Consider the following 24159-nt stretch of genomic DNA (forward strand, 5'->3'; position numbering starts at 1 on the left):
TGGTGAAATTGTGAAACCTACTCTAGAACAAAATAAGTTAATATACTTACAAATTGCGGAAACTATTGAATCTGATATTTTAAAAGATATATTGCTTGAAGAAGAACAAGTTCCATCGACAAATCAATTTGCAAAGATGTTACAAATAAATCCAGCTACTGCAGCTAAAGGGGTAAATGTATTAGTAGATGAGGGGATTCTATATAAAAAGAGAGGGATCGGGATGTTTGTTGCAAAGGGAGCAAAAGAAGTCGTACTAAAAAAAAGACAAAATATTTTTATGACAGAGTATTTACCTAAAGTGTGGGAAGAAGCAAAAGTACTAGAAATATCAAAAGGCGAATTGATGGATATGGTACAAAAAATTACGAAGGAGGGGAAAGAGTAATGTTTGCACTTGAAACGAAAGATTTAACGAAAAAATATAAAAAGAAAATAGCTGTAAATGAAGTAACTATTTCATTGGAAGAGCATAAAATATATGGTTTGCTTGGAAGGAACGGAGCAGGGAAAACGACACTATTAAATTTACTCGCAGGACAAATTATTTCAAGTAATGGAAGTGTTTCAATATTAGGTGAAAATATATTTGAAAATAGTAAAGCGATGCAAAATATTTGTTTCGTTAGAGTGAAAGAAGAAGCTCATTTAAGTTATAAAGTAAGAGAAATTTTTAAGATGTGTAGCATGTTTTATAAAAATTGGGATGGAAAGTACGCTGAAAAGCTTGCTGATAAATTTCAGCTTAATATGACAGAGAAATACCATAAACTATCACATGGCATGCAAACAGTCGTTGGAATAATACAAGGACTAGCAAGTAGAGCACCAATTACTATTTTTGATGAACCAACTACAGGTTTAGACGCAGCGCATCGTGAGTTGTTTTATAGTTTACTATTAGAAGATTATGGTGAGCATCCTCGAACAATTATATTATCAACACATTTAGTAGAAGAAGTAACTCATGTAATTGAGGAGGTAATCATCATAAAAGAAGGAAGATTAGTTGTTCAATCATCAGTGGAAGATTTATTACAACAAGGACATATTATTTCGGGGAAAAAAGATAAAGTGGATGAGTTCTCAATTAATAAAAAAGTTTTAAATCGAGAAGTTTATGGGAACAAAGGCATTACTGTTATATGGGAAGAGCTTTCTAATGAAGATTATTATTCTGTTGAAAAAGAAGGATTAGTAGTTGATAGAATTACATTACAAAAACTATTTATTCATATAACTGGTGGTGAAGTGAAATGACGATGATAATGAAGCAGTTAAAGTTACATATAAAATTTCATTATAAAGCAATTTTAATATTTTGGATTACAGCTTTACTTATAAAAGGAATCACAAGTGTAATGGAGTTAAAAGAAATAAGAGAAGGATTTTTACAACATATATTAAATAATCCTTCGATTGTAATTACATTGTTTATAGTAATAAGTACTTTTATTATACAGGATGATGTGTTTCGTTTAGCAGTTTCATTTGGAGTAACGAGATTACAGTTTTTCATTGGATCAGTTTGCTATATCATATTACAAGCTGCGGTTTTCTCATTCCTTCAAGTGATTATTTTACAAAATACATTGTATAGAACAGTAAATATTAGTTTAGGAGAACACTCAGTTAAACAGTTTATTGTACAACTATTATTGTATGTTACAATAGCAACTTTTTTTCAAGTAGCAGTAGTGATTAAGAAACGTTTTAAGTGGATTGGTCTTATGATAGGCGGAACATTTTTTATATCATTGAATAGTGTACTTTATGCAGAAGTAGGAATACAGGATTTAAATTCTACAACTAATCTATATTTAATAGATATCCCATACTTTATTGTCATTTCAATTGTAATAACTATCGTCTATATCGTGACTAGCGGTATATTTATTCGAAAAGTATCATTTGAGCAAAAAATTTAAAGTGTAATTAAGTATATATTTTGGGAGAGTAGGAAAAACAAATGGGAGACACTTCTTCACTAATAACCGTCTTTTTATGCATTGCACTACTAATATTTTGGCGTCGTTATCGTTCTATGCATAAGCCAATAAAAGGAACAGGAAAACGTATTTTATGGCCATTACTATTTTTAACACCAGGTATTTTGTGGTTTTTTGGTCCAGTACATCCAGCTATATTACAAATGACTATAGCAGCGTCCATTGGGGTGATTTTCGCAATCCCACTTATATTTTTAACAAACTATGAGCGAAGAGAAGATGGAAACATTTATACGAAAAAAAGTGCTGCCTTTTTAATTACTTTTATCGGAATTGTTATTTTAAGATATAGTTCAAGACAATATATTGTTGGCTTAGATCCGCAAACAATAGGTTTATTATTTTACGTAGTTGCAGTATCTTATATCATTCCATGGAGAATTGCTTGTTATATAAAATTTAGGAAAGTTTGGCGAGAAAATAATAATCCTGCTATATGAAAACTTCTCATTTGAGAAGTTTTTTATTTTTAGATGTAAGCAAAACAATTTGTTGAAGTACAAGCTGCCATACAATATGATAAATATAAAAAATTGAGGGGAAGTAGGGGATATAAAAATGCGTACCATTTTACTTTTTCTAAACAACATGTCCATCCATGAAATAGAGGACATTAGACTAGAGCATGATCCTTTATTCGGATTAATCCCACCGCATGTTACAATTGTATTTCCGTTTGAAAGTCCTATTTCAAATGATGAGTTGAAATTACATATTTTGAATGTATCAAAAAAGATACATAATATAGAAATTGAATTTGCGAATCAAATAACGAGTGAAGGAGCATATTTGTTTTTACGAGTTGAAAAAGGGAAAGAACAAATAGAAAATCTACGTAATATCCTGTATACAGGACCTTTATTACAGTTTTTGAAAGAAGACATACCGTACATCCCGCATGTAACAGTCGGGAGAAAAGAAAGTGTTGAGCTAGCTGCTGAAGTAGTTAAAAGTATTCCTAGTTTTCATGAGAAATTAAATTGTGTGATTAATAGAATTAGTGTGGAGCGAATTGGAGAGAACGAAGAGTCAATTATTGAATTTGAAGTACCATTGCAAAAAAGCTGACAAAAGTCAGCCTCTTTATTTTGTAGCATGAAGTAAAGCGCCAATCGCACCACTATAACCATCATCTTGTATAAAGATTGGTGTTTTATTTTGATATTTTGTGTAGCTACTAATAATATTTTGAAGGTGTACATTATTACATAGAGTCGAACCAATATAAATAATATGGTCAATGTTTTTTGCTTCGGCGAATTGAAGGCTTAATGCAGTAACGACTTCACCGACAAGTCCTTGTACAGTAGCAATTATATCTGAGCTACTATAATTTGAGTCTGTAATAGCGGCTTTACCAAAATTGCTTGCAGTTAAACTATTATCAATAGGAGAGAGAATACCACCATAAATATCTCCCACCGTAATATCTAGTTCTTTTCTAGAACCTATGTTTGTAAGAGGGATTACATCTTCAAAATGATCAATATTTGTTAATAATTTTGAAAGTCCCATAATAGTACCTCCGCCAACTCCAGTTCCTCCAGCTCGAATATAATGGTCATTATAAACGTAATGGATAGAAGTACCTGTACCGATATTTGTTAAAATAAAGTTGTTTATAGAATGTTTTCCTTCTTTTAATATGTATCGTACACCTGCAAGAGTAGCTTCAAATTCGTTTAGCTCTACTAGTGTATATGCATCTGAAAGTAGTTGTTGTAATAGTTTCGCTTTACCACCTGTAATACATATTTGTTTCATTCTATTATTGCTCTGAAGCCAATCTATAATTTTATCTTGTTCATGTGAATAAAACTTTTCAAAAGCTAATTCCTTTTTTTCATTAATATAAGCAATTTTCGTTAATGTTCCTCCAGCATCGATACCGATAGTTCTTTCCATTTTCCTACTCCTAACTACGTAATATATTTATCTTATAAGCCCAATTGGCGTGGGATAGATATCCCGGGCGGATCAAATAGTGATTAATCTGCTTGATATATTAATAGTTTTTTTATAGTTACAATAGGGTGGCTGTTAACTGTTGCCGTACCTGTACCGAGAACAAACCCTCGACGGTTACGTGTTAGCTCATAATGTAAATCAAGTTTATCACCAGGGTATGCTTTCTCATGGAAATCAACTCCATCTAATGAGGAGAGAAAGCCTAATCCTTCAGAGTCACTTGTATTTACAAATGCACTAAGCTGAGCAAGTGCTTCTACAATTAACATATGAGGCATATGTTTTTGCGTATCATTTATAAACCATTCGTTATTTGTAATGAGTTTGTATCCTGTCACGGATTCACCTTGTTTTATACTTGTTACTTTATCAATCATTAAAAATGGATAACGATGGGGTAGTGTATCTTTAATGTGCATATGAAAGTACCTCCAATAAATAATACCCCTGCTAAAGTTAAGCAGGGGAGTAGTAACTAATTTTTAACTAATTCCTCTATTTTTTCAAGAGAAAAAATGCCGCTATTTCTAATGTTTTCAACAACTTGTTGTAATACCGCTTTATCTTGAACAAGAGCAATACGTACAAAGCCTTCTCCGTGAGGTCCGAATGCATGACCTGGTGTTACAACGACATTTGCACGATCCATTAATGCATAAGCGAATTCTAGAGAAGTCCATCCTTTCGGTATTTCAGCCCATACGAACATACTGCCAGCTGGCTTATCGACATTCCAGCCAAACGTTCGGAACCCATTGACTAAAGTATCTCTACGTTCTTGATAAATGGTGCGGTTTTTCTCGCAAAACTCCGCACCATTTCTTAGTGCTGTAGATGCTGCTTTTTGAATAGGCAAAAATACACCGTAATCTGTATTAGACTTAAATTGCGTAAGCGCTCCGACAATTTCCTCATTTCCAATCATATAACCAATGCGGCTACCTGCTAAACTATAACTTTTTGATAAAGAGTTTATTTCTACGCCAACTTCTTTTGCACCAGGTACAGAGAGGAAGCTAATTGGTTTATTGCCATCGAAATAAAATTCAGCATAAGCAAAATCATGGACAACAATAATATTATGTTTTTTCGCGAATGCGATTACTTCTTTAAAAAAATCTTCATGTGCCATTGCTGGAACTGGATTCCCTGGGAAGTTCAAAATCATCATCTTTGCTTTATCGGCGATCTCTTCAGGGATAACTTGTAAGTTAGGTAAGAAATCATTCTCTTTCTTTAATGGCATGTAGTACGATGTTGCACCAGCCATTTGAATACCTGTTTCATAAGCTGTATATCCTGGATCAGGAACTAATATAATATCTCCTGGATTTGCATAAACCATCGGTAAATGAACGAGTCCATCCTGTGAACCCATTAATAATAAAATCTCTTTTTCAGCATTTAATAAAACGTTATGAGTGTTATTGTAATATTCAGTTACAGCTTCGTGAAATTCTTGAATACCTGTTAATGTGTATCCATAGCTTTCTTTTTCACTTGCTGTATGTACCATTGCTTCTCTTACGAAATCAGCAGGAGGCATATCAGGATTTCCGATACTTAAATCAATCATTTTATGACCTGCTGCAATTTTCTCTTTTTTATAGGCCCCTAATTCACTAAATATAGAAGATTGGAATGCTTTCATTCTAGTTGCTAACGTGTAAGTCATCAAAACCCCTCCTAAAAACAGTGCTTTCTTTCTACGTATTTAATTATTCTGAAAACACATGTTTACATTTTATCACTTTTTTATGAAAATTAAAACGATTGACAAATTTAGAGGAAGGATTAGTCTATTTTGAAAGAGGAAGCTGTATATAGGCTAGAATGGTTAATTGAAATGTCTATTATATCTTTCTACGCGGATTAGGATGACGGGACAAATTGTTGATATAAGTAAGGAACTTAAACTTCTCATAATAAGCACCTCACAGTGAAATTATTTAGATTATTAAGCAATTATACATTCAAATTAAAAGATTAAAAAGAGGGAAATGTTTTTGAGAAAGCTTTCTAAAGTGAAATAACGCAGAAAATATTTCCTGCGTCTCATCTGAAATGTAATCATTTCTTTTTATATGTACATAATTTTTCAGCTGTCAAAAAATATACATTTAATGTATCATCGACAACCTTTAAAGTTTGATCTGATGTAAATGAGTTGCCATAATCAATGTGATATACATTAGAATTTTTGACAAATGAACCTTTATATAAATCTTCTTTTTTATTTGTAGTTTGCATTTCTACTAAATTTTGAACAATTTCCTCTTTATTTTCTTTTTTGACAACTGTTTCAAATTTATAATATACAGGACATTCACCGTTTTTATTGTCAACGACTTCCCAAGAACCGTATATATCATTCTTGTTGCAGCCACTAAGTAAAACGATCAGTATAGGAAATATAAGTAGATATTTTTTCATTTTGTGCTCCTTTCTTATTATGGCTAATAAAAGTGCGAATACGATAGAAATATTGTAATAAATAAAGTTTAAATTTTTTTAAAGAATTACTTAATTTCACATAAAAATTGGGAAAAGCATAGCAAAAATAAAAGACATGAATTTAGCGTATTACTAGTTATTCATGCCTATCAGTATAATTTTGGCTATGCCTTTTTGAGGATAAATGAGGAGGAAAGTAGGATGACTATTCCATTTAAAATATATACACTTGCAATAATAAAGGCTAACGTACCTACGCTAAATCCACTTTTATCGAATAAAGAAGCGAATGCTGTAGTAGTCAAAAAGACAATGGGAGTTAACAATAAGAAAACGAAACCTGCCACAATTCGCCTTTTAAAGCTATGTTGAGAAAGGGAAATGGTTAAAAAGTTTAGGATGCTAAATATAACTATTACAAAAATAAAGATAATAAATAACTGCATGCCATCATACATTTTTGCAACTCCTTTATTTATTATTTATATACTATATTCGAAAGCGAAAGGGGGACTCCTTTAAATCGTTTCACTTAACATATTAAATGGTTTTTTATAAAACAAAAAGGCATGGCCCAGTATAAAACTGAATCCATGCCCAATAATGTTTACGTTATAAATTCGCAGATTGCGAAGGTTGTTTTTCATAATGTTTCTGTTTAGAAAGGGAAATAGAAATAATCAACAACGAATCGACTCCGAAGATGAGAACCATATATTGCAACCCAATCGTATCTAAGAAGAAGCCAGTTCCAAGTAAGACAATTTGGAACATAACTCTCTCAAACATATTACGGAATGAGAAGAGGCGGCCGTGATAGCTTTTTTCTACTTTCGTTTGGAAAATTGTCGACATAATAGGGAAGAAACAGCCGACACTAAAGCCAAACAAACCAAATGATGTAAGAGCCATCCATTTTATATCGCTAAAGAACAATGAAAGGTGTGCAAAAGCGGTACAAACTGCGAAGAAATATAGTAATTTTTCAGGTTTAAAATGATCAGATAAACGTTTAATAACGAAGGCACCTAACATAAATGCAACACCTTCAATTGTATATATGAATCCTTTAATCGTTGGATCATGTTGCATTTCACTAATGTTAATAACCATTAAATTAAAACCAGCAATAAATAATAGTGGGATGATACTTAATATAAGTGCTGTGAAAGCAATAGGAATTCCTTTTAAAATACGAAATACTTCCATAAAACTATTATCTTTTGCAGCCTGTTTACTTGGCACTGTTGATTTTTTATCTTCAAATTGTAGAAAGAAAGTTGAAAGGAACAATAGAGCATATGCAGCCATTGAGAAGGCATACATATATTGTAAACTCATTACAACTAAAAGAATTCCACCTAGTGAAGTACCTGCAATACGAGCGATTGTACCAACATTCATATGTACACCGTTCATTTGTAATAACTCATGTTCACGTACGATGAGTGGAATTACAGATTGTAATGCAGGGAAATAAAATGCGGCTGAAATTTGAAGTGCAACCATAAAGGCGATCATAAAGGCTATACTTTCAAATTGAATAGCGAAAAACATAAAAATAACACTTAAAACCCGACCAAACCCAGCATAAAGAAGAACTTTTTTCTTATCATACTGATCGATGACCCGACCAGCCATTGGACCAACAAGAACACCTGCTAATAGTCCGATAAATAATATAACTGATTTCATAAAATCAGAAGGGACATATTTTTGCATAAATTCTAGGTTGCCAAGAATACCAAGCCATAAACCTAGACCAGCAATAAACTCCCCAATTAAAACGATCCAAACATTTTTATTACGCCACATAATGTAAAACCTCTCCGTCTTTTAAAGTGAAAAACTCGTATATAAAACCTCCTTATTTATGTAGTATTTTTTTACGAACTTTTTTCGAGTCAGAGTCTATATTACGTGTTTCATTAGTGGATTTCAATCTTTTTGATTTGGCGAAAATTGGATTTATGAGTTGATAAAATAAGCATTAAAAATAAAATGAACTTTGAATTAATTACATATAAAAAATAAAAAAAGCAAGAGCGTAATAGTACGTCTCACTTTTCTAAAATACACTTTGTAAATAGAGTTGCTTAATAACTATTATGACCTTGTCCAATTGCTAATGCACTAAAGGTGAGGGGGCCAATAACATCTGCACTTGCAGCACTTGTTAAATTTTCCACAGTTAAAGTGTATTCGTGAATCCCACAGCTTATATTTTTATTAATTGTTTGAAATGTTTCAACGTAATATTGTTCAGAATCTGTAGATCTAATACTTACTTGTGTGTTGAAAATTTCAATGTTGTTACGGAAAACCCTAAACAATATTTGTGATATATCAGTTATACCTTTAACTCCAACTGTAGCAATTAATTCTACTCGATTATCACGTGAATCTTTTATTGGAATTTTTAATTCAATATTTGCTAGAATTGCTTTGTTTGGGGAATCGGGAATTGTAAAAGTAGTTGCATCAGTTTTATTTATTGGCTGAATAGCTTGGTAATCAATGATATGAGTTATGGTTGTCACCTCCTCATATATTAAAATATGAAGGTAATGACGGATTAGATTGGACGTATATTAGAAGATAGTAATAGAATAGGGTTGAATATAGGGGAATAATATAAAAGCACCAAGAGTAGGTGGTGTATTTCTTGATGCCCTTCCTACATTAAGCAGAATATTCTTCTTTACGAACTTCGAAAAATTCATTACGTCGTAAGTAATTATAAATTTTTTCTGAAACCTCTTCTTCTTCAGACACTAAGTAACGATGATCAAACGCATAGAATGATTTTCCTTTAATTAATTTTACGTAATAGATTTTGCACGCCTCCTCTATCGAATGTATTACTTGCTTTATATTATGGTGGCCTATATACCTGTTAATCATACTTTGGGTTTCAAAAGGTAGAAGTAAAAATGTTAGCATGTTGAAATAGCTTACAAATCTGTAATGTTTTTGTCACCTTTTCCGATAGTTAAAAATAACCAATCTCTTCTATACTACAAATAAGTTACATAAAATAAGGAGGGAAAAAGATGGATGAAGTAATTGGAGAAGTTGTAGCAGGTATTTGTGAATTTGTGGTAGAAGTAACGGCAGATGCTATAGGAAATTTAGTTTCTGGAAATGATGAGGAAAAGGAAACATTGTAATAGGTTGTAAAAGTATAAAGGTAACTAAAATATAAAGGCTGATTCCTAAAGGGAAGTCAGCTTTTTTATTTTTTACATTTTATTAACTTTATTTAAATATTCATTTGTTATGATATTATTGAAGCTAATTAAGGGGGTGAAAAAATGAATATGCCGAATTTTGGGACTGATGTATCTGATTTTCGTTTGATTGTGGCGAATGTAGATGAAAGGGAATATCATTTTATTGTTCGGGAACATCCGATTTTAGGGAAAATTATATCGCTATTTGAAAATGGAAAAGAATATGGATTAATAGACAAACAAATCGCTATTAAAGATACATTTATTAAATCGGAGCTTACTAAGTTAGATGGTTTTAATATCGATATACTTCATCATACACCTGGATGGATATGGATTGGCATGAATCAATTTGGTTTACATGCTCGAGAGGCTACTTATAATGAAGTAGAAGTTATTATGAAGTTGAAAGAGGATTTATATTACATAGATATATATGAGGAAATAAAGATGTAATAGATATTTAGTTGGGTTAGGGGATTAGTTCCTATAACCTTTTTTGTTTTAAAGTAATATTCATATCATTTTGACGATGGTCTGTCTGTATTACAAGAGGTGAGCTGAAAAGAGGATTTGAAAATACATAAAGAGAACTTTAATTATTATATGAATCATATATGTTAATAACAATAGAAGGAAGATGATAAAATGAGTAAGGAAGAGCTTATGAAACAACAGTTTGGTAATAATGCAGAAAAGTATGTAAAAAGTAAAATTCATGCTAAAGGACTGGATTTACAATATGTAGTTCAACAAGTTGAACCTCGTCATAATAATCGTCTTCTTGATATTGCTACTGGTGGTGGACATGTTGCAAATTTATTAGCACCATTGTTTAAAGAAGTAGTTGCATTAGATTTAACTGAAAAAATGTTAGAGAATGCGAAAAAATTCATTTTAGGTAATGGGCATGACAATGTATCTTTTATCGTTGGACATGCTGAAAAATTGCCATTTGCTGATAAAGCATTTGATACAATTACATGCAGGATTGCAGCACATCATTTTACAAATCCGACGCGATTTATTTATGAAGTAAATCGAACGTTAGAAGAAGATGGATTATTTATTTTAATAGATAATGTTTCGCCAGAAAATAATGAATATGATACATTTTATAATTTTATAGAAAAAAAGCGTGATCCGAGTCATGAAAGAGCTTTGAAAAAGACAGAATGGATTACTTTATTAGAAAAAAATGGTTTGCAAATGCAGTCATGCTTCACTTTCGATAAAAAGTTTGATTTCGACTGGTGGTGTGACATGCTGGAAGTACCTATGCAAAAGCGTGAAAAATTAACAGAGTGTATGATGAAAACACCAAACGAAATGAAGGAATACTTTCATATTCTATTTGAAAATAATAAAGTAAAGTCATTCTATACTGAAATGGCTATGTTTATTTGTAAAAAAAGTACAACATTAAAAAGATAAATTTCTTGAAGTCTTTTCAAAGTGCGTTATACTTAGTACTGAGAAAATGAGAATTGAGGAATTGCAATAATGATTCGCGTACGTATTGAAGGAACTGAAGAAGAAATGCTTGAATTTATGGAGAAAATGCCGGACATTCCTGGATTTGAAAAAACGCATATGAGAGAACCGAGAAAAGGAAACAATCCAAAATACGATTCAAGTAAGAATGTATTAGCATATTTGTCTTATAAAAAGATTGAAGTCGCCAATAAATAGGCGGCTTTTTTAGTTTGCAGCGTTTCACCGCCTTGTCTTTTTCACATAATAATAATAGTAGATTATGCTGAAGAGAGGTGAGGATTGTTAATAAGAAAATTATCTTTTTTGGAGACTTTGGTATTGACGATGCAGTTGCGTTAATTTATGCAAATAAAACTTGTAAATTAGATATTATAGGAATTGTCGCAGAGTATGGGAATGTATCGCGAGAAATCGTTACAGAGAATGTATATTTTTTAGAAAAATACTATGCTACAGAAGTGAAAATCATCGAAGGTGCTGCTAGACCAATGACAGCTGAAGAGCCTTTATTCTTCCCGGAAATTCATGGGGATCACGGTTTAGGGCCAATTATTCCACCTGAAATGAGAATTTGTAAACGGGAAAATTTTTGTGAATTAATTAAATTAATTGAGCTTTGTCCAGAAGATATAGTTATTGTGGCGACAGGAAGATTAACAACACTTGCAACGTTATTTTTATTATATCCAAATGTAATGAATCGTATTTGTTCTTATTATATTATGGGAGGCGCTTTCTTATTTCCAGGTAATGTTACACCCGTGTCTGAAGCGAATTTTTATGGCGATCCAATTGCGGCGAATATTGTTATGAAGTATGCGCAGAACGCTACTATATATCCGTTAAATGTAACACAGGCTGCGCTTATTACTCCTGAAATGCTTGATATTATTAATAAAGAAGGAACGGGACAGGCGAAACTCATTAAACCAATGATCGATTTTTATTATGAGAACTTTTATAAAAAGGAATACCCGGGTATTACTGGGAGTCCTATTCATGATTTACTGCCGTTTATTTCGTTTATAAATGATGATATTTTCGAATATAAAAAATCAGCAGTTTGGATTAGTACGACGAATGATGTAATGAGAGGACAAAGTGTTGCGGATTTTAGAAAAATAGCTGAGCCAACGACGTTTGATAATAGGCCTGTACAAAAAATTGCGGTTGGTTTTAATTATCCAGTTTTTAAAGAAGAATTTATGAGGACGATATTAAAGCCTGATTGTCCCTAATATGTAAAATGTGAAGTTGTAAAATCATTTGTCCAGTGAGCTTCGTTCTCAAATAATCTAATAGTTGAGCTGTATGAATAACTTATGAAAAATGAAACATAACTAATGGTAAGCAATTGTTTCTGATTATAGTTTGATTGGTGAATTATAAAGGAGGTTATCATATGATTTGGTCTTTAATTGTCGGTGGTATATTAGGTTGGTTTGCAAGCTTAATTACTGGAAGGGATGTACCTGGCGGTGTAATTGGTAATATTATTGCTGGTATTGTCGGTTCTTGGCTTGGTACAGCGTTACTTGGTAAATTTGGACCTATTATAGGTGGATATGCGATTGTTCCAGCCTTAATAGGTGCGATTATTTTGATTTTCATCGTAAGCTTTATATTCCGGGCGATGCGAAAATGAATACAGGGGGCTGTTTACATTTGTAAGCAGTCCCTTTGAATTATATGGCCTAATCTGTTATGCTACTGTTATACAATCAGGAGGTGTCAGCATTGAAATCATATACAGTAAATTTCCATCAAGAAGATAATGCAAAAGCGACAACAGTACATAAATTAAGTGAAGAGGACTTCAATAAAGCAACAGAAAAAGGTACTCGTCATCTATTTGATTTAGATACAAACGTTGGTTTCTTCGTATTCTTTGACGCAGAAGATGCAGAAGGAAATGATCAATACTTAATGTTACAATATGAAGGAGATCACGAAGAGCCAAGTGCTTGCTACGGATTTGATTTGAAATTATACTATCAATTTTTAGCATTATACTTAAATGATCTTGAATTCCAAGGTGAAACAAATGAAGAAGAGGAAGAATATGGTCCAATTCATCATTTAGCGCACTTACTTTATCATATTGTAGAAGATGGTAAGTCAATCGAAGTGTAATATACATATTTGAAGCTGTCCAATATTGGACAGCTTTTTAATTATATAATAAAGGTACATGTATGTTGTATGCTAAAAAGTTGAGGGGAAATGGAATTTTCCGAAGGGTTGTTTATTTCTTCCATGTTTCAATCGGAATACATCTGTTATAATGTGCATAATTAAATTCATGGGGGCTAATTCAATGCTTGTAGATGTAAAACATTTTATTAAAGCGGCAAGTTTAACATGTATAACGGCACTGAGTGGAGATAATACATTTGCTCATAATTTTGAAACTGTAAAAAGTACGATTTCTACATACGTAAAGAAAGTATAACTTACCTCTTAGTTTTGCTTTTAAAGCTTATCTACATATGTTATTTTGGAAAGAATCTGTATTATTTCAGGTTCTTTTTAATTTATACTAAAGTATAGATAAGTTCATCTGCTATTTGAAAATCTTTTTATATAAATGTATTATTATAAAGGTCATAAATTTTAGAAAAGAGGTGAATTTCGTGAAAAGTTTTGGCATGCTAGCAAGCTCTGCTTTGTTTTCTCTGTTTCTGTTATTATTTAATGTTCAATCGTTTTATAATAAATACACAGAAGAAAATACATATTATTGGATAAATGGTGTATTAGCAGTGATATTCCTTATATCGTTTATCATACATATAAAAGATATTATAAAGAAAAATTATACAACTTCATTAAAACAAGAGTAGAGAGAATCATATGTTTACTAATAAGAAATGATGTAATTAAATTTCAAACCTTAAAAATATGAGACCAGCAGGGAAATGTTACGTAGTTTCTGTTGGTTTTTTGCGTTTTTGTGACGTACTTTATTCAAGGTGACAGAAGAAGGATAAAGCATGTAAGAAGAGAAGGTGTATAGTAAGGAAAAACAACACATCTCAACCTGTTTGAAATCAATGTAAGATAAAAATCATGTTATAGAGTGTTTACGAATGGGAGGTAGTAAAATATGAAAGCGCATTTGAGAATATTGTTCACTTTAACATGTGTATTAACATTGATGGCTTGTACGAATAATGAGGAAAAGAAACAGACGAACCCAACATCTGAAAAAAATACGGAACAAAAGAATGAAGGAACTGCACCTCAAAAAGAGAACGAGTCAGCGAATAACCCCAAAAATCAAGATTCAACAAAACCTTCAACAGGGCCAGATTCAAAAAGTCCAACTCTTAACCAAAAATCAATTAACTATGTTAAAGAATTATTTGAACTAGCGAAAGAAGGGAAAGTACCTAATGTTCCATTTGCTGCTCATACAGGAGATATCGAAGAAATAGAAAAAGCATGGGGGAAAGCAGATAAAACAGAACAAGCAGGGAGCGGAATGTACGCAACCTTTACAAATAAAAATGTTGTCTTCGGTTTTAATAAAGGATCACAAGTTTTTGATGTACGTTCATATCAAACAGAACTAAAGTCAATTACATTAAAAGAAATTGAAAAGGCGTTAGGAAAACCAACTTCAGTTAAAGTAAATGGTGAAGATCAAATATATGTATATAAAGTAAACAATCAGTTCGAGTTAAAATTCATCATTCCAAAATCGATCGGTAAGGTATATCATATTTCGGTATTTTCGCCAGAGGATAGTATTAATAAAATGGCAGGATAAAAAATCAAATAATCTCCAGAACACCTCACTTATTTTAAAAGTGAGGTGTATTCAATTGTAAACAAGGTATGTTTCCGACCTTATGATACATACTTTCATATGGCGAAATAATTCAATTATATTTTTGAAAAAAATACAAAGCAAGTAAAAAAACGCTATCTACCTATAGATTTATAGGGAAGGATAACGTTTTTTATAATTCATCTAATAAGAGATATCGATCTATTAAAAAAGTAGCATCCTATAAAACTTGAGGGGTATGTTGCGAATTATCTTTTTGGACATTTCCCTTTATTTTTTTACGTTCTAAATTTTGAACAAAAAGTGCCTGAACAATACCTCCAACTATTAAGAAACATGCACAAATATAAAATAGCATATTACCGTTTAGTTTACTTAATAATACTGCACCAATAACAGGACCGCACGTTCGAGATATATCCCAGTGTATGCCATAAATCGAAAAATACAATCCACGTTTATCTGTAGGAGCGATCTCTGAAACGAATCGCAATAAATGGTTTAAAGCAATACTTTCTCCAATGACTAAAAAGAGTAATGTGAAAAATAGTGACGAGATTGTTGATGAAAGCCCGTAGCCAATTGCGGCTATCGTATAGCAGGCGTAAGAAATAAGGATGATTTTCGTCATGGAAAATCGTTCAGACCATTTTACGAGGAAAATTTGTAGAATGATTTCCAAAATGGCTTTACAAGTTGAAATAAATGCGAGTATGAATACGAAATTTGGAAATACATGTTCTGCGAAAATACGATAATTTGTTTCCGTTTGTGCATAGAAAAAGCTAATAGGAAGTGTAGAAGCCATAAGTCCAAATACAGCGTAATGTTTGTGTACAAATTGTTTTGGAGATGATGCTACTTCAAGTGTTTGTTTTGGCGTTGTAATTGCTGGAGCAGTTTCTGGGAGCTGCGTCCAAACAACTATTGCATATATCATAAGTGTAATACTTTGCATCATAAATAAATATTCAGGGTGAGTAGTATAAAAGATAGCACCAATTAAAGGACCGATTACGGATCCAATTGCTCCCATCGTTTGCAGGAGAGCAAAAATTTCTGCTTGCTGCTTTTGTTTTGTTAAATCGGCAATTTGCGCACGTTGAGCTGGAATGTATAAAGAACGACCAATACCATTAATGACGTATAACAGTGCAAATATAAAAATGGATTGAGCAAAAATAAAACTACCGATTGCAACACCTTGCAGCAATAGGCCGAGTAACATAATTTTTTTTCTCCCATATTTATCAGTAACGCCCCCAGCAATAAGTGTAAAGACAATGTCTGAAAGTGGTTGTAGTCCGAAAATAAGCATAGTCATCATTATATTGCCGTTTAACATCTTATTAACGTATATAATCATAATGAGGGCTAACATTGATTCCGTTGTTCGGGTTAATAATTCACCACACAGTCTAATGATAATAGGTTTATTGTAACGTAGTAAGAGATGGTTCAATTTGATTTCCTCCTTTCTATATTGAAATGATAAGATGAAAGGAGAAATGGAAAAAGGGTAGAAATAAAAGGGAGTATTTTTCACCTTTTAGGGGGATTATGATGTTTATTTTAGATCAATACATTGAATTATGGTTTGCCTATGGGAAAGGGAAACGAGAAGGAGAACAATTAGAGATAACAGTGCAAAATATATCTGAAACTTTATTTTGTACAGAGCGTAATAGTAAATTAATTATAAAAAAATTAGAAGAGTTACATTGGATCGCTTGGTTTCCAGGTCGCGGGAGAGGAAATCGTTCTAAATTAATATTTAAAAAGAATCCGGCACCATTGATTTTAGATAGAGGAAAAGAAATAACGAAAAAAGGGGATGTGAAAAGCGGGATCTCATTTGTGGAACGCTATAGCGCACATTTTCCATCAGTAAAGAGAGAATACCAGTCTTGGGTTGATTCTATATTTGGTCATAAAATTGAAATGACTTCTGAAGGGAGAAAAGATGTACTCCGTTTACAAGTACAAATGAATCTGGACATCGCTTTAGATCCAGTTTACGCTACAATGCGCTCGGAATGTCATATGGTTAAACATATTTTTGATACACTCGTATATATCAATGAAGAAAGAACTGCTATTGAGCCGAGACTTGCTTTTCACTGGGAATATAATGATGAAGAAAAAATATGGACATTTTATTTACGAAAAGGAGTTCACTTTCATAATGGAAAACGCCTTACTGCACATGATGTTATATATTCATTGAATCGATTCATGACAGCTGTAGACAACCCGCACGCATGGATGTTACAGCATGTGGAAAGTTTTCATGCAGTTGGTGAATATGTTTTAGAAATTAAATTACATACGGAAAATATGATGTTTTTACATATGCTAAGTTTAGAACAGTGTTCTATCGTAAGTGAAGATGAAGCAGGAAAATTAATAGGGACAGGACCTTTTCAGTTATACAAAAGTAATGAAGATCTGTTTATACTGGAAGCGCATCATTTATATTTTCGTGAGAGACCTTTTCTAGATCGCGTTGAGTTGTGGAATGTAGAACAAAGTGTAGATACATATGATGTTTTAGTAAAGGCACAGTATAAAGATAAAGAGAAACATAATAAAGAACTGTCTCGACTTGAGTCGAACGTGACTTATGTAACATGCAATCTTACGAAAGAAGGACCAATGCAAGATAAGTTATTTCGGAAAGCGTTATATAAAATCATTCATGGCGATATAATCGTTCAAGAACTCGGTGGAGAACGTGGAGAAGTGGCAAAGGAACTAATATCAGCAAAGGCCAGCATAGTAGAGATAGAGGAAGATATAGAAAGTTTAATGAAAAGAAGTATTTATCATAATGAAGTGCTACAACTGTATACATTTAAAGGACGAGATCACGTTGAAGATGCAAAATGGATACAAAAAGAGTGTGCGAAATATGGAATTTGTGTAGAGATTAATTTTCTTGAAATAGAAGAACTATTGCAAATAAGTACGATACAAAAAGCTGATATCATGCATGATAGCGCAACAATTAGTGAACGAATAGAAGATAGTTTGCTATATATGTTTCTGACAAAAAACAGTTTTATTCATGGGCATAGCAGCATGAACTTTCATGAAATGTTGTCCCCTTATTTTAAACAAGAACAAGTAGAGAAAAGAGTTGCACTGTTACGCGATCTTGAGGACACATTGTTACGTCAAATTCATATTATTCCTTTATATCGTAACAAACAAGAGGTAAGTACACATGAAAAAGTACAAAATATAATGATTAATTCGCAAGGTTGGATTGATTTTTATGAAATATGGTTTAAGTCTTGATATATATAGGTTCTTACGCATTTTTCAGAAGATGTGTCAGAGCCTTTTTTCTATGTGAAACAAGTTTGTTTTACACATTGTTACGCTACTTGTAGTATAATTCCATTTACAACGTAACAGTGTTATGTTACATTGTTGTTAGGAAGGAGTGTTATACAGTTGAGTACAGATTTAATTTCAAAAAAAGATTTATTAGAGCTTACAGGTATTTCATACGGACAGTTATACAGGTGGAAGAGAAAAAATTTAATTCCGGAAGATTGGTTTGTACGAAAGTCAACATTCACTGGTCAAGAGACATTTTTTCCGAAAGAAAAGATTTTAGAGCGTATTGATAAAATCCAAACGATGAAAGAAGATTTATCACTAGATGAATTAGCAAATATGTTTTCACCGAGTGTGACAGAAATCCTTTTAACGAAAGAAGATCTCATCCGTAAAGGGATTACATCAGAACCTGTTTTACAATTTTTTATTGAGCAAACGAACAAAACGACAGACTTTCGATTTGTAGATATTCTTTATGTGTATATGTTAGAAGAGTTACTACAATCAGGAGAAGTTAGTTTAGAAGAAGGAAAAATGGTTCTGCAAGTTTTACGAGAAAATTATGAAGCAATCAAACATAAAAATTGTGATTTAGTTATGATTCGAAAAATAGGGATTTCTACATGTTTCTTAGTATCAAATATTGAGGATTTAATTTTTGAAAAGGGAACGAAGATTATTTTACGAGAAGCGATTATGAAGTATACCGAAGTATTAAAAACTAAACTGTTGTAGTGGAGGAGAAATAATGCGTACAGAAAATTTAATTATAAATGGTTACGGTTCATCCAATGGCGGTGAATTTCATAAAGTACAACTAAATGGAAAAGGCACTGTAAACGGAAATGTTGAATGTGATGAATTTCAATGTAATGGTTATGGTGCAGTAACTGGTGATTTGAACAGTAGCAACGCAAGAATTAGTGGATCAGGTAAAGTCGATGGTACAGTTAATACAGAAACGATGCGAATTGATGGGAAAGCAACAATTACACAAGATGTAAAGGCGAATAGTTTAAAAATTGCAGGAAAAGGTACGATAGGTGGAAACGTTAAGGGTGAAGAATTTAAAATCAACGGTCAAGCGACGATTGATGGGAATTGTGAAGTTGATATTTTTTCTTCAGAAGGACAATTTACAATCGGTGGTTTATTAAGCGCAGATGAGATTAATATAAATATTCACGGTACATGTAGAGCGAAAGAAATTGGCGGCCAAACGATTAAAGTAAGACATAGATTGAGTACATTTAGTAGACTATTTAAATCAGTATTTGGCTTGCAGTTAGAAGCTGAATTGTTAGAAGGTGACAATATCGATATTGATTATGCTCACATAAAAACAGTAAGAGGAAACAATGTAACAGTAGGACCGAACTGTGAGATTGAACTGATTGAATATAGCGGTGTTATTACTGTTGATAAAAGCGCAAATGTAAAAGAAATTAAGCAAGTTTAACGGAGGGGGGAAATCAGTATGGAACATCAACATAGTCTCACAGTAAATGGTTCTGGTAATTCAGCGGGCGGAGATTATAACAAAGTGAAGATTCGCGGTGAAGGGACAATTGCGAATGATATGAGTTGTAATGAGTTTAAAACATATGGCACAAGTGATGTGCGTGGCAATATGAAAGTTAAAAACTATGTCGTGTATGGAGATAGTGAAGTACAAGGAAATGTAGATGCAGCATATGTAAAAGTATATGGTAATACACAAATGCATGGTGATGCTCATATTGAAAAAACAAAAATTAGAGGTATGATTGATGTTACAGGGAAGTTTTCAGGTGATTTCGTAGATGTGAAAGGTGCTTTAAATGTGAAGGGAGATATTGAAGTAGAAGAATTATCACTAACTGGTGGTCTTGAAAGTGATGGTTTGCTTAATGCTGAACATATTGAAATCTCACTTCGTTATGAAGGAAGTAAAGTAAGAGAAATCGGTGGCAAAAAGATTACAGTGCGTAAGAAATCAAGATTTATTCCTTTTACTAGTCATGCTGGAAACCTCCAAACTTCAATTGTTGAAGGGGATGATATTTATTTAGAACATACAATTGCTGAAGTAGTAAGAGGAAACAACGTTACCATTGGTCCTGGATGTGAAATTAGTGTTGTAGAATATCATACTAGTTTTAATCAAAAAGGTAATGCAGTCGTAAAAGAACATAAACAAATATAAGTAATGCGAGGGAGAGCAAGAGATATGGTTGAGAAGAATAATAAGCTTGGCTTTATTGTGGCGGGCTTATTGCTAGGTATTTTAATGGCATCAATGGATAATACCATTGTCGTAACAGCGATGGGAACGATCGTTGGTGACTTAGGAGGTCTTGAAAACTTTGTATGGGTCGTTTCTGCCTATATGGTCGCAGAAATGGCAGGTATGCCGATTTTCGGTAAACTATCAGATATGTATGGAAGAAAGAGATTCTTTATTTTCGGTTTAATCGTCTTTATGATTGGTTCGGCACTTTGTGGGACTGCTGAAAATATTACACAATTAGGCATTTATCGTGCCATTCAAGGTATTGGCGGCGGGGCATTAGTGCCGATCGCGTTTACTATCGTGTTTGATATTTTCCCACCTGAAAAGCGCGGGAAAATGGGTGGATTATTCGGAGCAGTATTTGGATTATCAAGTATTTTCGGGCCATTACTTGGCGCATATATTACAGATTATATTAGTTGGCACTGGGTATTTTATATTAACTTACCGCTTGGCATTTTAGCACTTATTTTTATTACATTCTTTTATAAAGAATCACGAGTTCATAAAAAACAAAAAATTGATTGGTTCGGCGCAATTACTTTAGTTGGTGCAGTAGTTTCTTTAATGTTTGCACTTGAACTTGGCGGACAAAAATATGATTGGAATTCTAGCTTTATTTTAAGTTTATTTGCTGGATTCGCTATTTTAATAATCGCATTTATTTATATCGAACGAAAAGTAGAAGAACCAATCATTTCATTTGAGATGTTTAAACAACGTCTGTTTGGAATGAGTACAATTATTGCATTATGTTACGGAGCTGCATTTATGTCAGCAACTGTGTACATTCCGTTATTTATTCAAGGTGTATATGGTGGGACTGCAACAAACTCAGGATTGTTACTTTTACCGATGATGTTAGGGTCAGTCGTAACAGCACAGTTAGGCGGATTTTTAACGACAAAGCTTAGCTACCGAAACATTATGATTATTTCTGCTGTTATTATGCTAATCGGATTATTCTTATTAAGCACGTTAACGCCTGAAACAAGTCGGGCAATATTAACGGTTTACATGATTATTATCGGATTCGGAGTTGGTTTCTCATTCTCGGTACTAAGCATGGCTTCAATTCACAACTTTGGTATGGAACAGCGCGGATCTGCGACTTCAACGAGTAACTTTATTCGTTCATTAGGTATGACACTTGGTATTACAATCTTCGGAATGATCCAAAGAACAGGTTTCCAAGAACAATTAGAAGAAGCATTTAAAGGTATGGGCGGGGGAATGAATTCAAACGCTTTAGGAGATTCAAGAGCCATTTTATCAGAATCGGCTAGAACTCAAATTCCGCCACAAATATTAGATAAAATTATTGACGCTCTTTCTAGTTCAATCGTTCAAACATTCATGTGGGCATTGGTACCAGCTGGTTTAGCATTCGTATTCATTTTCTTTATGGGAAATGAGCGCATGGTGTTGCAGAAAGAACAAAAGAATATAAAGAGTGAAACATCAAAATCTTAATGAAAAAGCTCCTTTCAAATTTGAAAGGAGCTTTTGTCGTATGTACGGTGTTAAATTAGCCTTCGATGATTTCGTATTCTTCGTCTGCTAATAATAAAATTTGTGTTTTCTTACCTTTGTTTTGAACTTCGATTACATCATATGTACCTAAGTCTCTTAGTTTGCTTTGAGAAGCATTAACCATAACTTCCATAGAATCAATTAAGATATCTTCTTCAATGTATGATTCAGGCAATGCCATATCTTCAGTTTCTAATACACATGCGTATAGATTTTGTAAGTTTTCAGCAGTTGGGTTTTGTTCCTCAACATCAATGATGTTTTTTACTGCGTCCATATTTTCTTCTTTTGCTTGATATACTTTAATTTTAGCCATTGTTTTAATCTCCTTTATAACGTAATCGTAGAGGCTACACCTTATTATAACGTTTTTTTCATGAAAGATGAAATTGTTATACGTATTTATAGTAAAAAATATGTGTTATTACTTATAATTGGTGTAATTCCCTTATTAATCTAATGAGTAGTTAACTATCTCCTTACGTTAATATTATATTGTCCAAGCTTTTCTTATCTTCCGCTCATATTATATGTATTAGATAAAAACATATAGGGAAGGGATTGAATGTAAGTGGATTGCGAGCCGAAACGAAATTGTGGGTGTTGTCAAAATAGTATATGTGAATTTTTACAAAGTCTAGAACCTTTTACTCAAGTTGAAAGTATCGTAATAGCTGGAAACGAAATCGATGTATCTTATTTTCTTTCATTTAACAAGAGGAAGGGCATTGTATCATTTGTACAACAAGACAATGAGGTAATATTTGTAGACTGTTCAAAGATTGATGCAATTCGAATAGGAAAAGTGTGTAGTTGTAAATCGAAAGTTAAATATATTGAAGAGGACTTTAGCTTGCTAGGAAATGTTTGCCCGCAATGTTTAACGGAGGGTAGTACAATCTTTTTTGATTTTAACAATCCTGAATTAAATGTGTCTTTCCAAGCAACCACAATTAATCCACCTAGATGTACTGAATTTACAGATGAACTCGGGAATGTAGTAAAGCAAATTACTATAGTAGGTGAGGCAATTGTTTCTAAAGATTTCGTTCAAGTGCCTGAACTGGTAGGTTTTCGACTGCTTTTATCGCATCCAGCTGGAGATCCTTTAAACTACGGATTGTTATTTATTAATTTTCCTGATACGATTTTTATTTTTATATTGGCATCAAGCGGATACCTTTCCATTTCGAACTGCTTAAAAATAGAGAGTGGAACTGGTAATGCTGAAATAGAAGAGCTGAAAAAAATGATAAACGATGATGATAACACGTACAAATCAGTTGTTAAATTGACTAAAGTATATAAAAATGGTGAGACGGAATCCTTTATTTCTAAGAAGGAGTTATAACGTATCTATTGATTAACCCTCTTAAAATACAGGAGGGTTTTTACATATAATGGGAGCGTTATAGTGGCGGGAAAATCACTTTTGTCGTATGTACGGTGTTAGAAGTAAATAGAGTGGTTAGTTGTACTATGATTTGTTATGGATAATCTCCTATAATGCGGTCTTTTGCAGCAAAATATGAAAGAAGCCATTACAGAAAAGCTAGGGGAATAGTATGTAATTGATTTAAATAAAGTGACGGAAGAGCATACAATATTGATAAAGCAATTAAGAAAAGGGCTATTGAAGCAGCCCTTTTCTTAATTATGTACATAGCTGTTGCTATTTTTATTATGTTTACATAGTTATCCAAAATTGAGTAATTTATTTACTAAATTCCTTTTGAGCTCCCATATAGCTTCCTATAATATTTTGATAACTTGGAAGGTGTTTAGCAAGTAAAGCTCCAAAGCCTTCAACATCATTTCGCCAGTCACGCTGTAATTCTGCTGCAACGCTAAACCAGTTCATTAGTTGAACCCCGCCATGAGCCATACGCATAAGAGCGGCGTCACTTTTTGAAAGGCGAGAATAGAAATCAGTCATTTTATAATCCCCCTTAAAAAGCTTATTTATTAATCAATCTTACAGCGATTCAACTGGATTGGTATATGGTTAAAATTTTATCAACAAATAGTTTTCATTTGGATAATAAGATGTAT

Annotated in this window: 30 protein-coding genes and 1 pseudogene; 20 read left to right on the forward strand and 11 right to left on the reverse strand. The window is 32.7% G+C overall.

Annotation, left to right across the window (positions count from 1 at the left end):
• The first annotated feature begins 10 nt into the window (after positions 1-10).
• The 5 genes from JDS92_RS15940 to JDS92_RS15960 all read left to right on the forward strand — a co-directional run bounded on the left by JDS92_RS15940 (position 11) and on the right by JDS92_RS15960 (position 3077).
• Positions 11-388, forward strand: a complete 378-nt coding sequence (locus JDS92_RS15940; protein WP_199632140.1) for a GntR family transcriptional regulator — start codon at positions 11-13, stop codon at positions 386-388.
• The gene (locus tag JDS92_RS15945; RefSeq protein WP_199632141.1) at positions 388-1260 is read left to right on the forward strand and encodes an ABC transporter ATP-binding protein; all 873 of its coding nucleotides are present in this window, start codon (positions 388-390) and stop codon (positions 1258-1260) included. Before JDS92_RS15940 ends, JDS92_RS15945 begins: the two co-directional genes overlap by 1 nt.
• The gene (locus JDS92_RS15950; RefSeq protein WP_098711967.1) at positions 1257-1928 is read left to right on the forward strand and encodes a DUF4052 family protein; all 672 of its coding nucleotides are present in this window, start codon (positions 1257-1259) and stop codon (positions 1926-1928) included. Before JDS92_RS15945 ends, JDS92_RS15950 begins: the two co-directional genes overlap by 4 nt.
• Before the next feature lie 41 nt (positions 1929-1969).
• Entirely contained in the window at positions 1970-2449 is a 480-nt protein-coding gene (locus JDS92_RS15955) for a CcdC family protein (RefSeq protein WP_098146158.1), read from the forward strand.
• Between the two features lie 118 nt (positions 2450-2567).
• Positions 2568-3077, forward strand: coding sequence for a 2'-5' RNA ligase family protein (locus JDS92_RS15960; RefSeq protein WP_098711968.1), 510 nt, complete (start codon positions 2568-2570; stop codon positions 3075-3077).
• Positions 3078-3092: 15 nt separating this feature from the next.
• Here the strand turns inward: JDS92_RS15960 and coaW are convergent, their stop codons facing one another.
• The 8 genes from coaW to JDS92_RS30890 form a co-directional block, all read right to left on the reverse strand.
• Positions 3093-3914: a type II pantothenate kinase gene (coaW, locus tag JDS92_RS15965; RefSeq protein WP_098711969.1), complete on the reverse strand. Its 822-nt coding sequence runs from the start codon at positions 3912-3914 to the stop codon at positions 3093-3095.
• An 83-nt stretch (positions 3915-3997) separates the two neighbouring features.
• Positions 3998-4396 (reverse strand): 3-hydroxyacyl-ACP dehydratase FabZ family protein, encoded by a 399-nt coding sequence (locus tag JDS92_RS15970; RefSeq protein WP_199632142.1) that lies wholly within the window; start codon positions 4394-4396, stop codon positions 3998-4000.
• Positions 4397-4452: 56 nt separating this feature from the next.
• Entirely contained in the window at positions 4453-5652 is a 1200-nt protein-coding gene (locus tag JDS92_RS15975) for an LL-diaminopimelate aminotransferase (RefSeq protein ID WP_141499473.1), read from the reverse strand.
• A gap of 395 nt (positions 5653-6047) precedes the next feature.
• Positions 6048-6410: a hypothetical protein gene (locus JDS92_RS15980; RefSeq protein ID WP_000760384.1), complete on the reverse strand. Its 363-nt coding sequence runs from the start codon at positions 6408-6410 to the stop codon at positions 6048-6050.
• Between the two features lie 185 nt (positions 6411-6595).
• Positions 6596-6889 carry a hypothetical protein gene (locus JDS92_RS15985; RefSeq protein WP_087951064.1) on the reverse strand — a complete coding sequence of 98 codons (294 nt, stop codon included), beginning with the start codon at positions 6887-6889 and terminating at the stop codon, positions 6596-6598.
• Between the two features lie 154 nt (positions 6890-7043).
• Positions 7044-8246: an MFS transporter gene (locus JDS92_RS15990; RefSeq protein WP_199632143.1), complete on the reverse strand. Its 1203-nt coding sequence runs from the start codon at positions 8244-8246 to the stop codon at positions 7044-7046.
• Between the two features lie 281 nt (positions 8247-8527).
• Positions 8528-8962 (reverse strand): hypothetical protein, encoded by a 435-nt coding sequence (locus tag JDS92_RS15995; protein ID WP_033657360.1) that lies wholly within the window; start codon positions 8960-8962, stop codon positions 8528-8530.
• A 151-nt stretch (positions 8963-9113) separates the two neighbouring features.
• A complete protein-coding gene (locus JDS92_RS30890; RefSeq protein WP_079996667.1) occupies positions 9114-9266 on the reverse strand; it encodes a YqbF domain-containing protein in 153 nt (50 codons plus the stop codon).
• A 485-nt stretch (positions 9267-9751) separates the two neighbouring features.
• On the opposite strand from JDS92_RS30890, the gene JDS92_RS16005 reads away from it, so the two are divergent.
• The 9 genes from JDS92_RS16005 to JDS92_RS16045 all read left to right on the forward strand — a co-directional run bounded on the left by JDS92_RS16005 (position 9752) and on the right by JDS92_RS16045 (position 14933).
• Positions 9752-10120: a hypothetical protein gene (locus JDS92_RS16005; protein ID WP_033657361.1), complete on the forward strand. Its 369-nt coding sequence runs from the start codon at positions 9752-9754 to the stop codon at positions 10118-10120.
• Positions 10121-10312: 192 nt separating this feature from the next.
• Entirely contained in the window at positions 10313-11098 is a 786-nt protein-coding gene (locus JDS92_RS16010; RefSeq protein ID WP_098711971.1) for a class I SAM-dependent methyltransferase, read from the forward strand.
• Positions 11099-11167: 69 nt separating this feature from the next.
• Positions 11168-11356: a DUF3970 family protein gene (locus JDS92_RS16015; protein ID WP_000621879.1), complete on the forward strand. Its 189-nt coding sequence runs from the start codon at positions 11168-11170 to the stop codon at positions 11354-11356.
• A gap of 77 nt (positions 11357-11433) precedes the next feature.
• The gene (locus tag JDS92_RS16020; RefSeq protein WP_098711972.1) at positions 11434-12399 is read left to right on the forward strand and encodes a nucleoside hydrolase; all 966 of its coding nucleotides are present in this window, start codon (positions 11434-11436) and stop codon (positions 12397-12399) included.
• Positions 12400-12563: 164 nt separating this feature from the next.
• Positions 12564-12806, forward strand: coding sequence for a GlsB/YeaQ/YmgE family stress response membrane protein (locus JDS92_RS16025; protein ID WP_000638302.1), 243 nt, complete (start codon positions 12564-12566; stop codon positions 12804-12806).
• A gap of 92 nt (positions 12807-12898) precedes the next feature.
• Complete coding sequence (locus JDS92_RS16030) at positions 12899-13294, forward strand: hypothetical protein (protein ID WP_000844593.1); 396 nt, start codon at positions 12899-12901, stop codon at positions 13292-13294.
• A 184-nt stretch (positions 13295-13478) separates the two neighbouring features.
• On the forward strand, positions 13479-13613 hold the full coding sequence (locus JDS92_RS16035) for a chorismate mutase (RefSeq protein WP_199632144.1): 135 nt from the start codon (positions 13479-13481) through the stop codon (positions 13611-13613).
• A gap of 181 nt (positions 13614-13794) precedes the next feature.
• Entirely contained in the window at positions 13795-14004 is a 210-nt protein-coding gene (locus JDS92_RS16040; protein ID WP_000834516.1) for a hypothetical protein, read from the forward strand.
• Positions 14005-14267: 263 nt separating this feature from the next.
• Positions 14268-14933, forward strand: a complete 666-nt coding sequence (locus tag JDS92_RS16045; RefSeq protein WP_098106678.1) for a YjgB family protein — start codon at positions 14268-14270, stop codon at positions 14931-14933.
• 241 nt (positions 14934-15174) lie between these two features.
• Here the strand turns inward: JDS92_RS16045 and JDS92_RS16050 are convergent, their stop codons facing one another.
• On the reverse strand, positions 15175-16416 hold the full coding sequence (locus JDS92_RS16050; protein WP_098912152.1) for an MDR family MFS transporter: 1242 nt from the start codon (positions 16414-16416) through the stop codon (positions 15175-15177).
• Between the two features lie 101 nt (positions 16417-16517).
• Between JDS92_RS16050 and JDS92_RS16055 the strand changes: the two genes are divergently transcribed.
• The 5 genes from JDS92_RS16055 (at position 16518) to JDS92_RS16075 (ending at position 22047) form a co-directional block, all read left to right on the forward strand.
• Positions 16518-18254, forward strand: coding sequence for an ABC transporter substrate-binding protein (locus JDS92_RS16055; RefSeq protein WP_098711976.1), 1737 nt, complete (start codon positions 16518-16520; stop codon positions 18252-18254).
• Positions 18255-18413: 159 nt separating this feature from the next.
• Complete coding sequence (locus JDS92_RS16060) at positions 18414-19037, forward strand: YhbD family protein (RefSeq protein ID WP_098711977.1); 624 nt, start codon at positions 18414-18416, stop codon at positions 19035-19037.
• 13 nt (positions 19038-19050) lie between these two features.
• Entirely contained in the window at positions 19051-19761 is a 711-nt protein-coding gene (locus JDS92_RS16065) for a polymer-forming cytoskeletal protein (RefSeq protein WP_001258574.1), read from the forward strand.
• Between the two features lie 18 nt (positions 19762-19779).
• Entirely contained in the window at positions 19780-20487 is a 708-nt protein-coding gene (locus JDS92_RS16070; protein WP_000401015.1) for a hypothetical protein, read from the forward strand.
• Between the two features lie 24 nt (positions 20488-20511).
• On the forward strand, positions 20512-22047 hold the full coding sequence (locus tag JDS92_RS16075; RefSeq protein ID WP_106080553.1) for an MDR family MFS transporter: 1536 nt from the start codon (positions 20512-20514) through the stop codon (positions 22045-22047).
• Between the two features lie 55 nt (positions 22048-22102).
• Here the strand turns inward: JDS92_RS16075 and JDS92_RS16080 are convergent, their stop codons facing one another.
• On the reverse strand, positions 22103-22423 hold the full coding sequence (locus tag JDS92_RS16080) for a hypothetical protein (protein ID WP_001062729.1): 321 nt from the start codon (positions 22421-22423) through the stop codon (positions 22103-22105).
• Positions 22424-22678: 255 nt separating this feature from the next.
• Between JDS92_RS16080 and JDS92_RS16085 the strand changes: the two genes are divergently transcribed.
• Positions 22679-23458: a BC_2878 family exosporium-associated protein gene (locus JDS92_RS16085; protein ID WP_098711980.1), complete on the forward strand. Its 780-nt coding sequence runs from the start codon at positions 22679-22681 to the stop codon at positions 23456-23458.
• Positions 23459-23821: 363 nt separating this feature from the next.
• Here JDS92_RS16085 and JDS92_RS16090 read toward each other — a convergent pair.
• Positions 23822-24019: pseudogene (locus tag JDS92_RS16090) on the reverse strand (isochorismatase hydrolase); the annotation flags it as partial.
• Positions 24020-24159: the final 140 nt, after the last annotated feature.

The sequence above is a fragment of the Bacillus cereus group sp. N12 genome (assembly GCF_016483575.1).
GTDB classification, from domain to species: Bacteria; Bacillota; Bacilli; order Bacillales; family Bacillaceae_G; genus Bacillus_A; species Bacillus_A toyonensis.

Excerpts from the sequence above, each read along its gene's own strand:
- JDS92_RS15945 (WP_199632141.1), top strand. The coding sequence starts at position 388 with ATGTTTGCACTTGAAACGAAAGATTTAACGAAAAAATATAAAAAGAAA.
- JDS92_RS16055 (WP_098711976.1), top strand. The coding sequence starts at position 16,518 with ATGTTTATTTTAGATCAATACATTGAATTATGGTTTGCCTATGGGAAA.
- JDS92_RS15985 (WP_087951064.1), bottom strand. The coding sequence starts at position 6,889 with ATGTATGATGGCATGCAGTTATTTATTATCTTTATTTTTGTAATAGTT.
- JDS92_RS15960 (WP_098711968.1), top strand. The coding sequence starts at position 2,568 with ATGCGTACCATTTTACTTTTTCTAAACAACATGTCCATCCATGAAATA.
- JDS92_RS15950 (WP_098711967.1), top strand. The coding sequence starts at position 1,257 with ATGACGATGATAATGAAGCAGTTAAAGTTACATATAAAATTTCATTAT.
- JDS92_RS15970 (WP_199632142.1), bottom strand. The coding sequence starts at position 4,396 with ATGCACATTAAAGATACACTACCCCATCGTTATCCATTTTTAATGATT.
- JDS92_RS16005 (WP_033657361.1), top strand. The coding sequence starts at position 9,752 with ATGCCGAATTTTGGGACTGATGTATCTGATTTTCGTTTGATTGTGGCG.
- JDS92_RS16015 (WP_000621879.1), top strand. The coding sequence starts at position 11,168 with ATGATTCGCGTACGTATTGAAGGAACTGAAGAAGAAATGCTTGAATTT.
- JDS92_RS15955 (WP_098146158.1), top strand. The coding sequence starts at position 1,970 with ATGGGAGACACTTCTTCACTAATAACCGTCTTTTTATGCATTGCACTA.
- JDS92_RS15980 (WP_000760384.1), bottom strand. The coding sequence starts at position 6,410 with ATGAAAAAATATCTACTTATATTTCCTATACTGATCGTTTTACTTAGT.
- JDS92_RS16065 (WP_001258574.1), top strand. The coding sequence starts at position 19,051 with ATGCGTACAGAAAATTTAATTATAAATGGTTACGGTTCATCCAATGGC.
- JDS92_RS16010 (WP_098711971.1), top strand. The coding sequence starts at position 10,313 with ATGAGTAAGGAAGAGCTTATGAAACAACAGTTTGGTAATAATGCAGAA.
- JDS92_RS16080 (WP_001062729.1), bottom strand. The coding sequence starts at position 22,423 with ATGGCTAAAATTAAAGTATATCAAGCAAAAGAAGAAAATATGGACGCA.
- JDS92_RS16075 (WP_106080553.1), top strand. The coding sequence starts at position 20,512 with ATGGTTGAGAAGAATAATAAGCTTGGCTTTATTGTGGCGGGCTTATTG.
- JDS92_RS16045 (WP_098106678.1), top strand. The coding sequence starts at position 14,268 with ATGAAAGCGCATTTGAGAATATTGTTCACTTTAACATGTGTATTAACA.
- JDS92_RS16025 (WP_000638302.1), top strand. The coding sequence starts at position 12,564 with ATGATTTGGTCTTTAATTGTCGGTGGTATATTAGGTTGGTTTGCAAGC.
- JDS92_RS16070 (WP_000401015.1), top strand. The coding sequence starts at position 19,780 with ATGGAACATCAACATAGTCTCACAGTAAATGGTTCTGGTAATTCAGCG.
- coaW (WP_098711969.1), bottom strand. The coding sequence starts at position 3,914 with ATGGAAAGAACTATCGGTATCGATGCTGGAGGAACATTAACGAAAATT.
- JDS92_RS15975 (WP_141499473.1), bottom strand. The coding sequence starts at position 5,652 with ATGACTTACACGTTAGCAACTAGAATGAAAGCATTCCAATCTTCTATA.
- JDS92_RS15990 (WP_199632143.1), bottom strand. The coding sequence starts at position 8,246 with ATGTGGCGTAATAAAAATGTTTGGATCGTTTTAATTGGGGAGTTTATT.
- JDS92_RS16035 (WP_199632144.1), top strand. The coding sequence starts at position 13,479 with ATGCTTGTAGATGTAAAACATTTTATTAAAGCGGCAAGTTTAACATGT.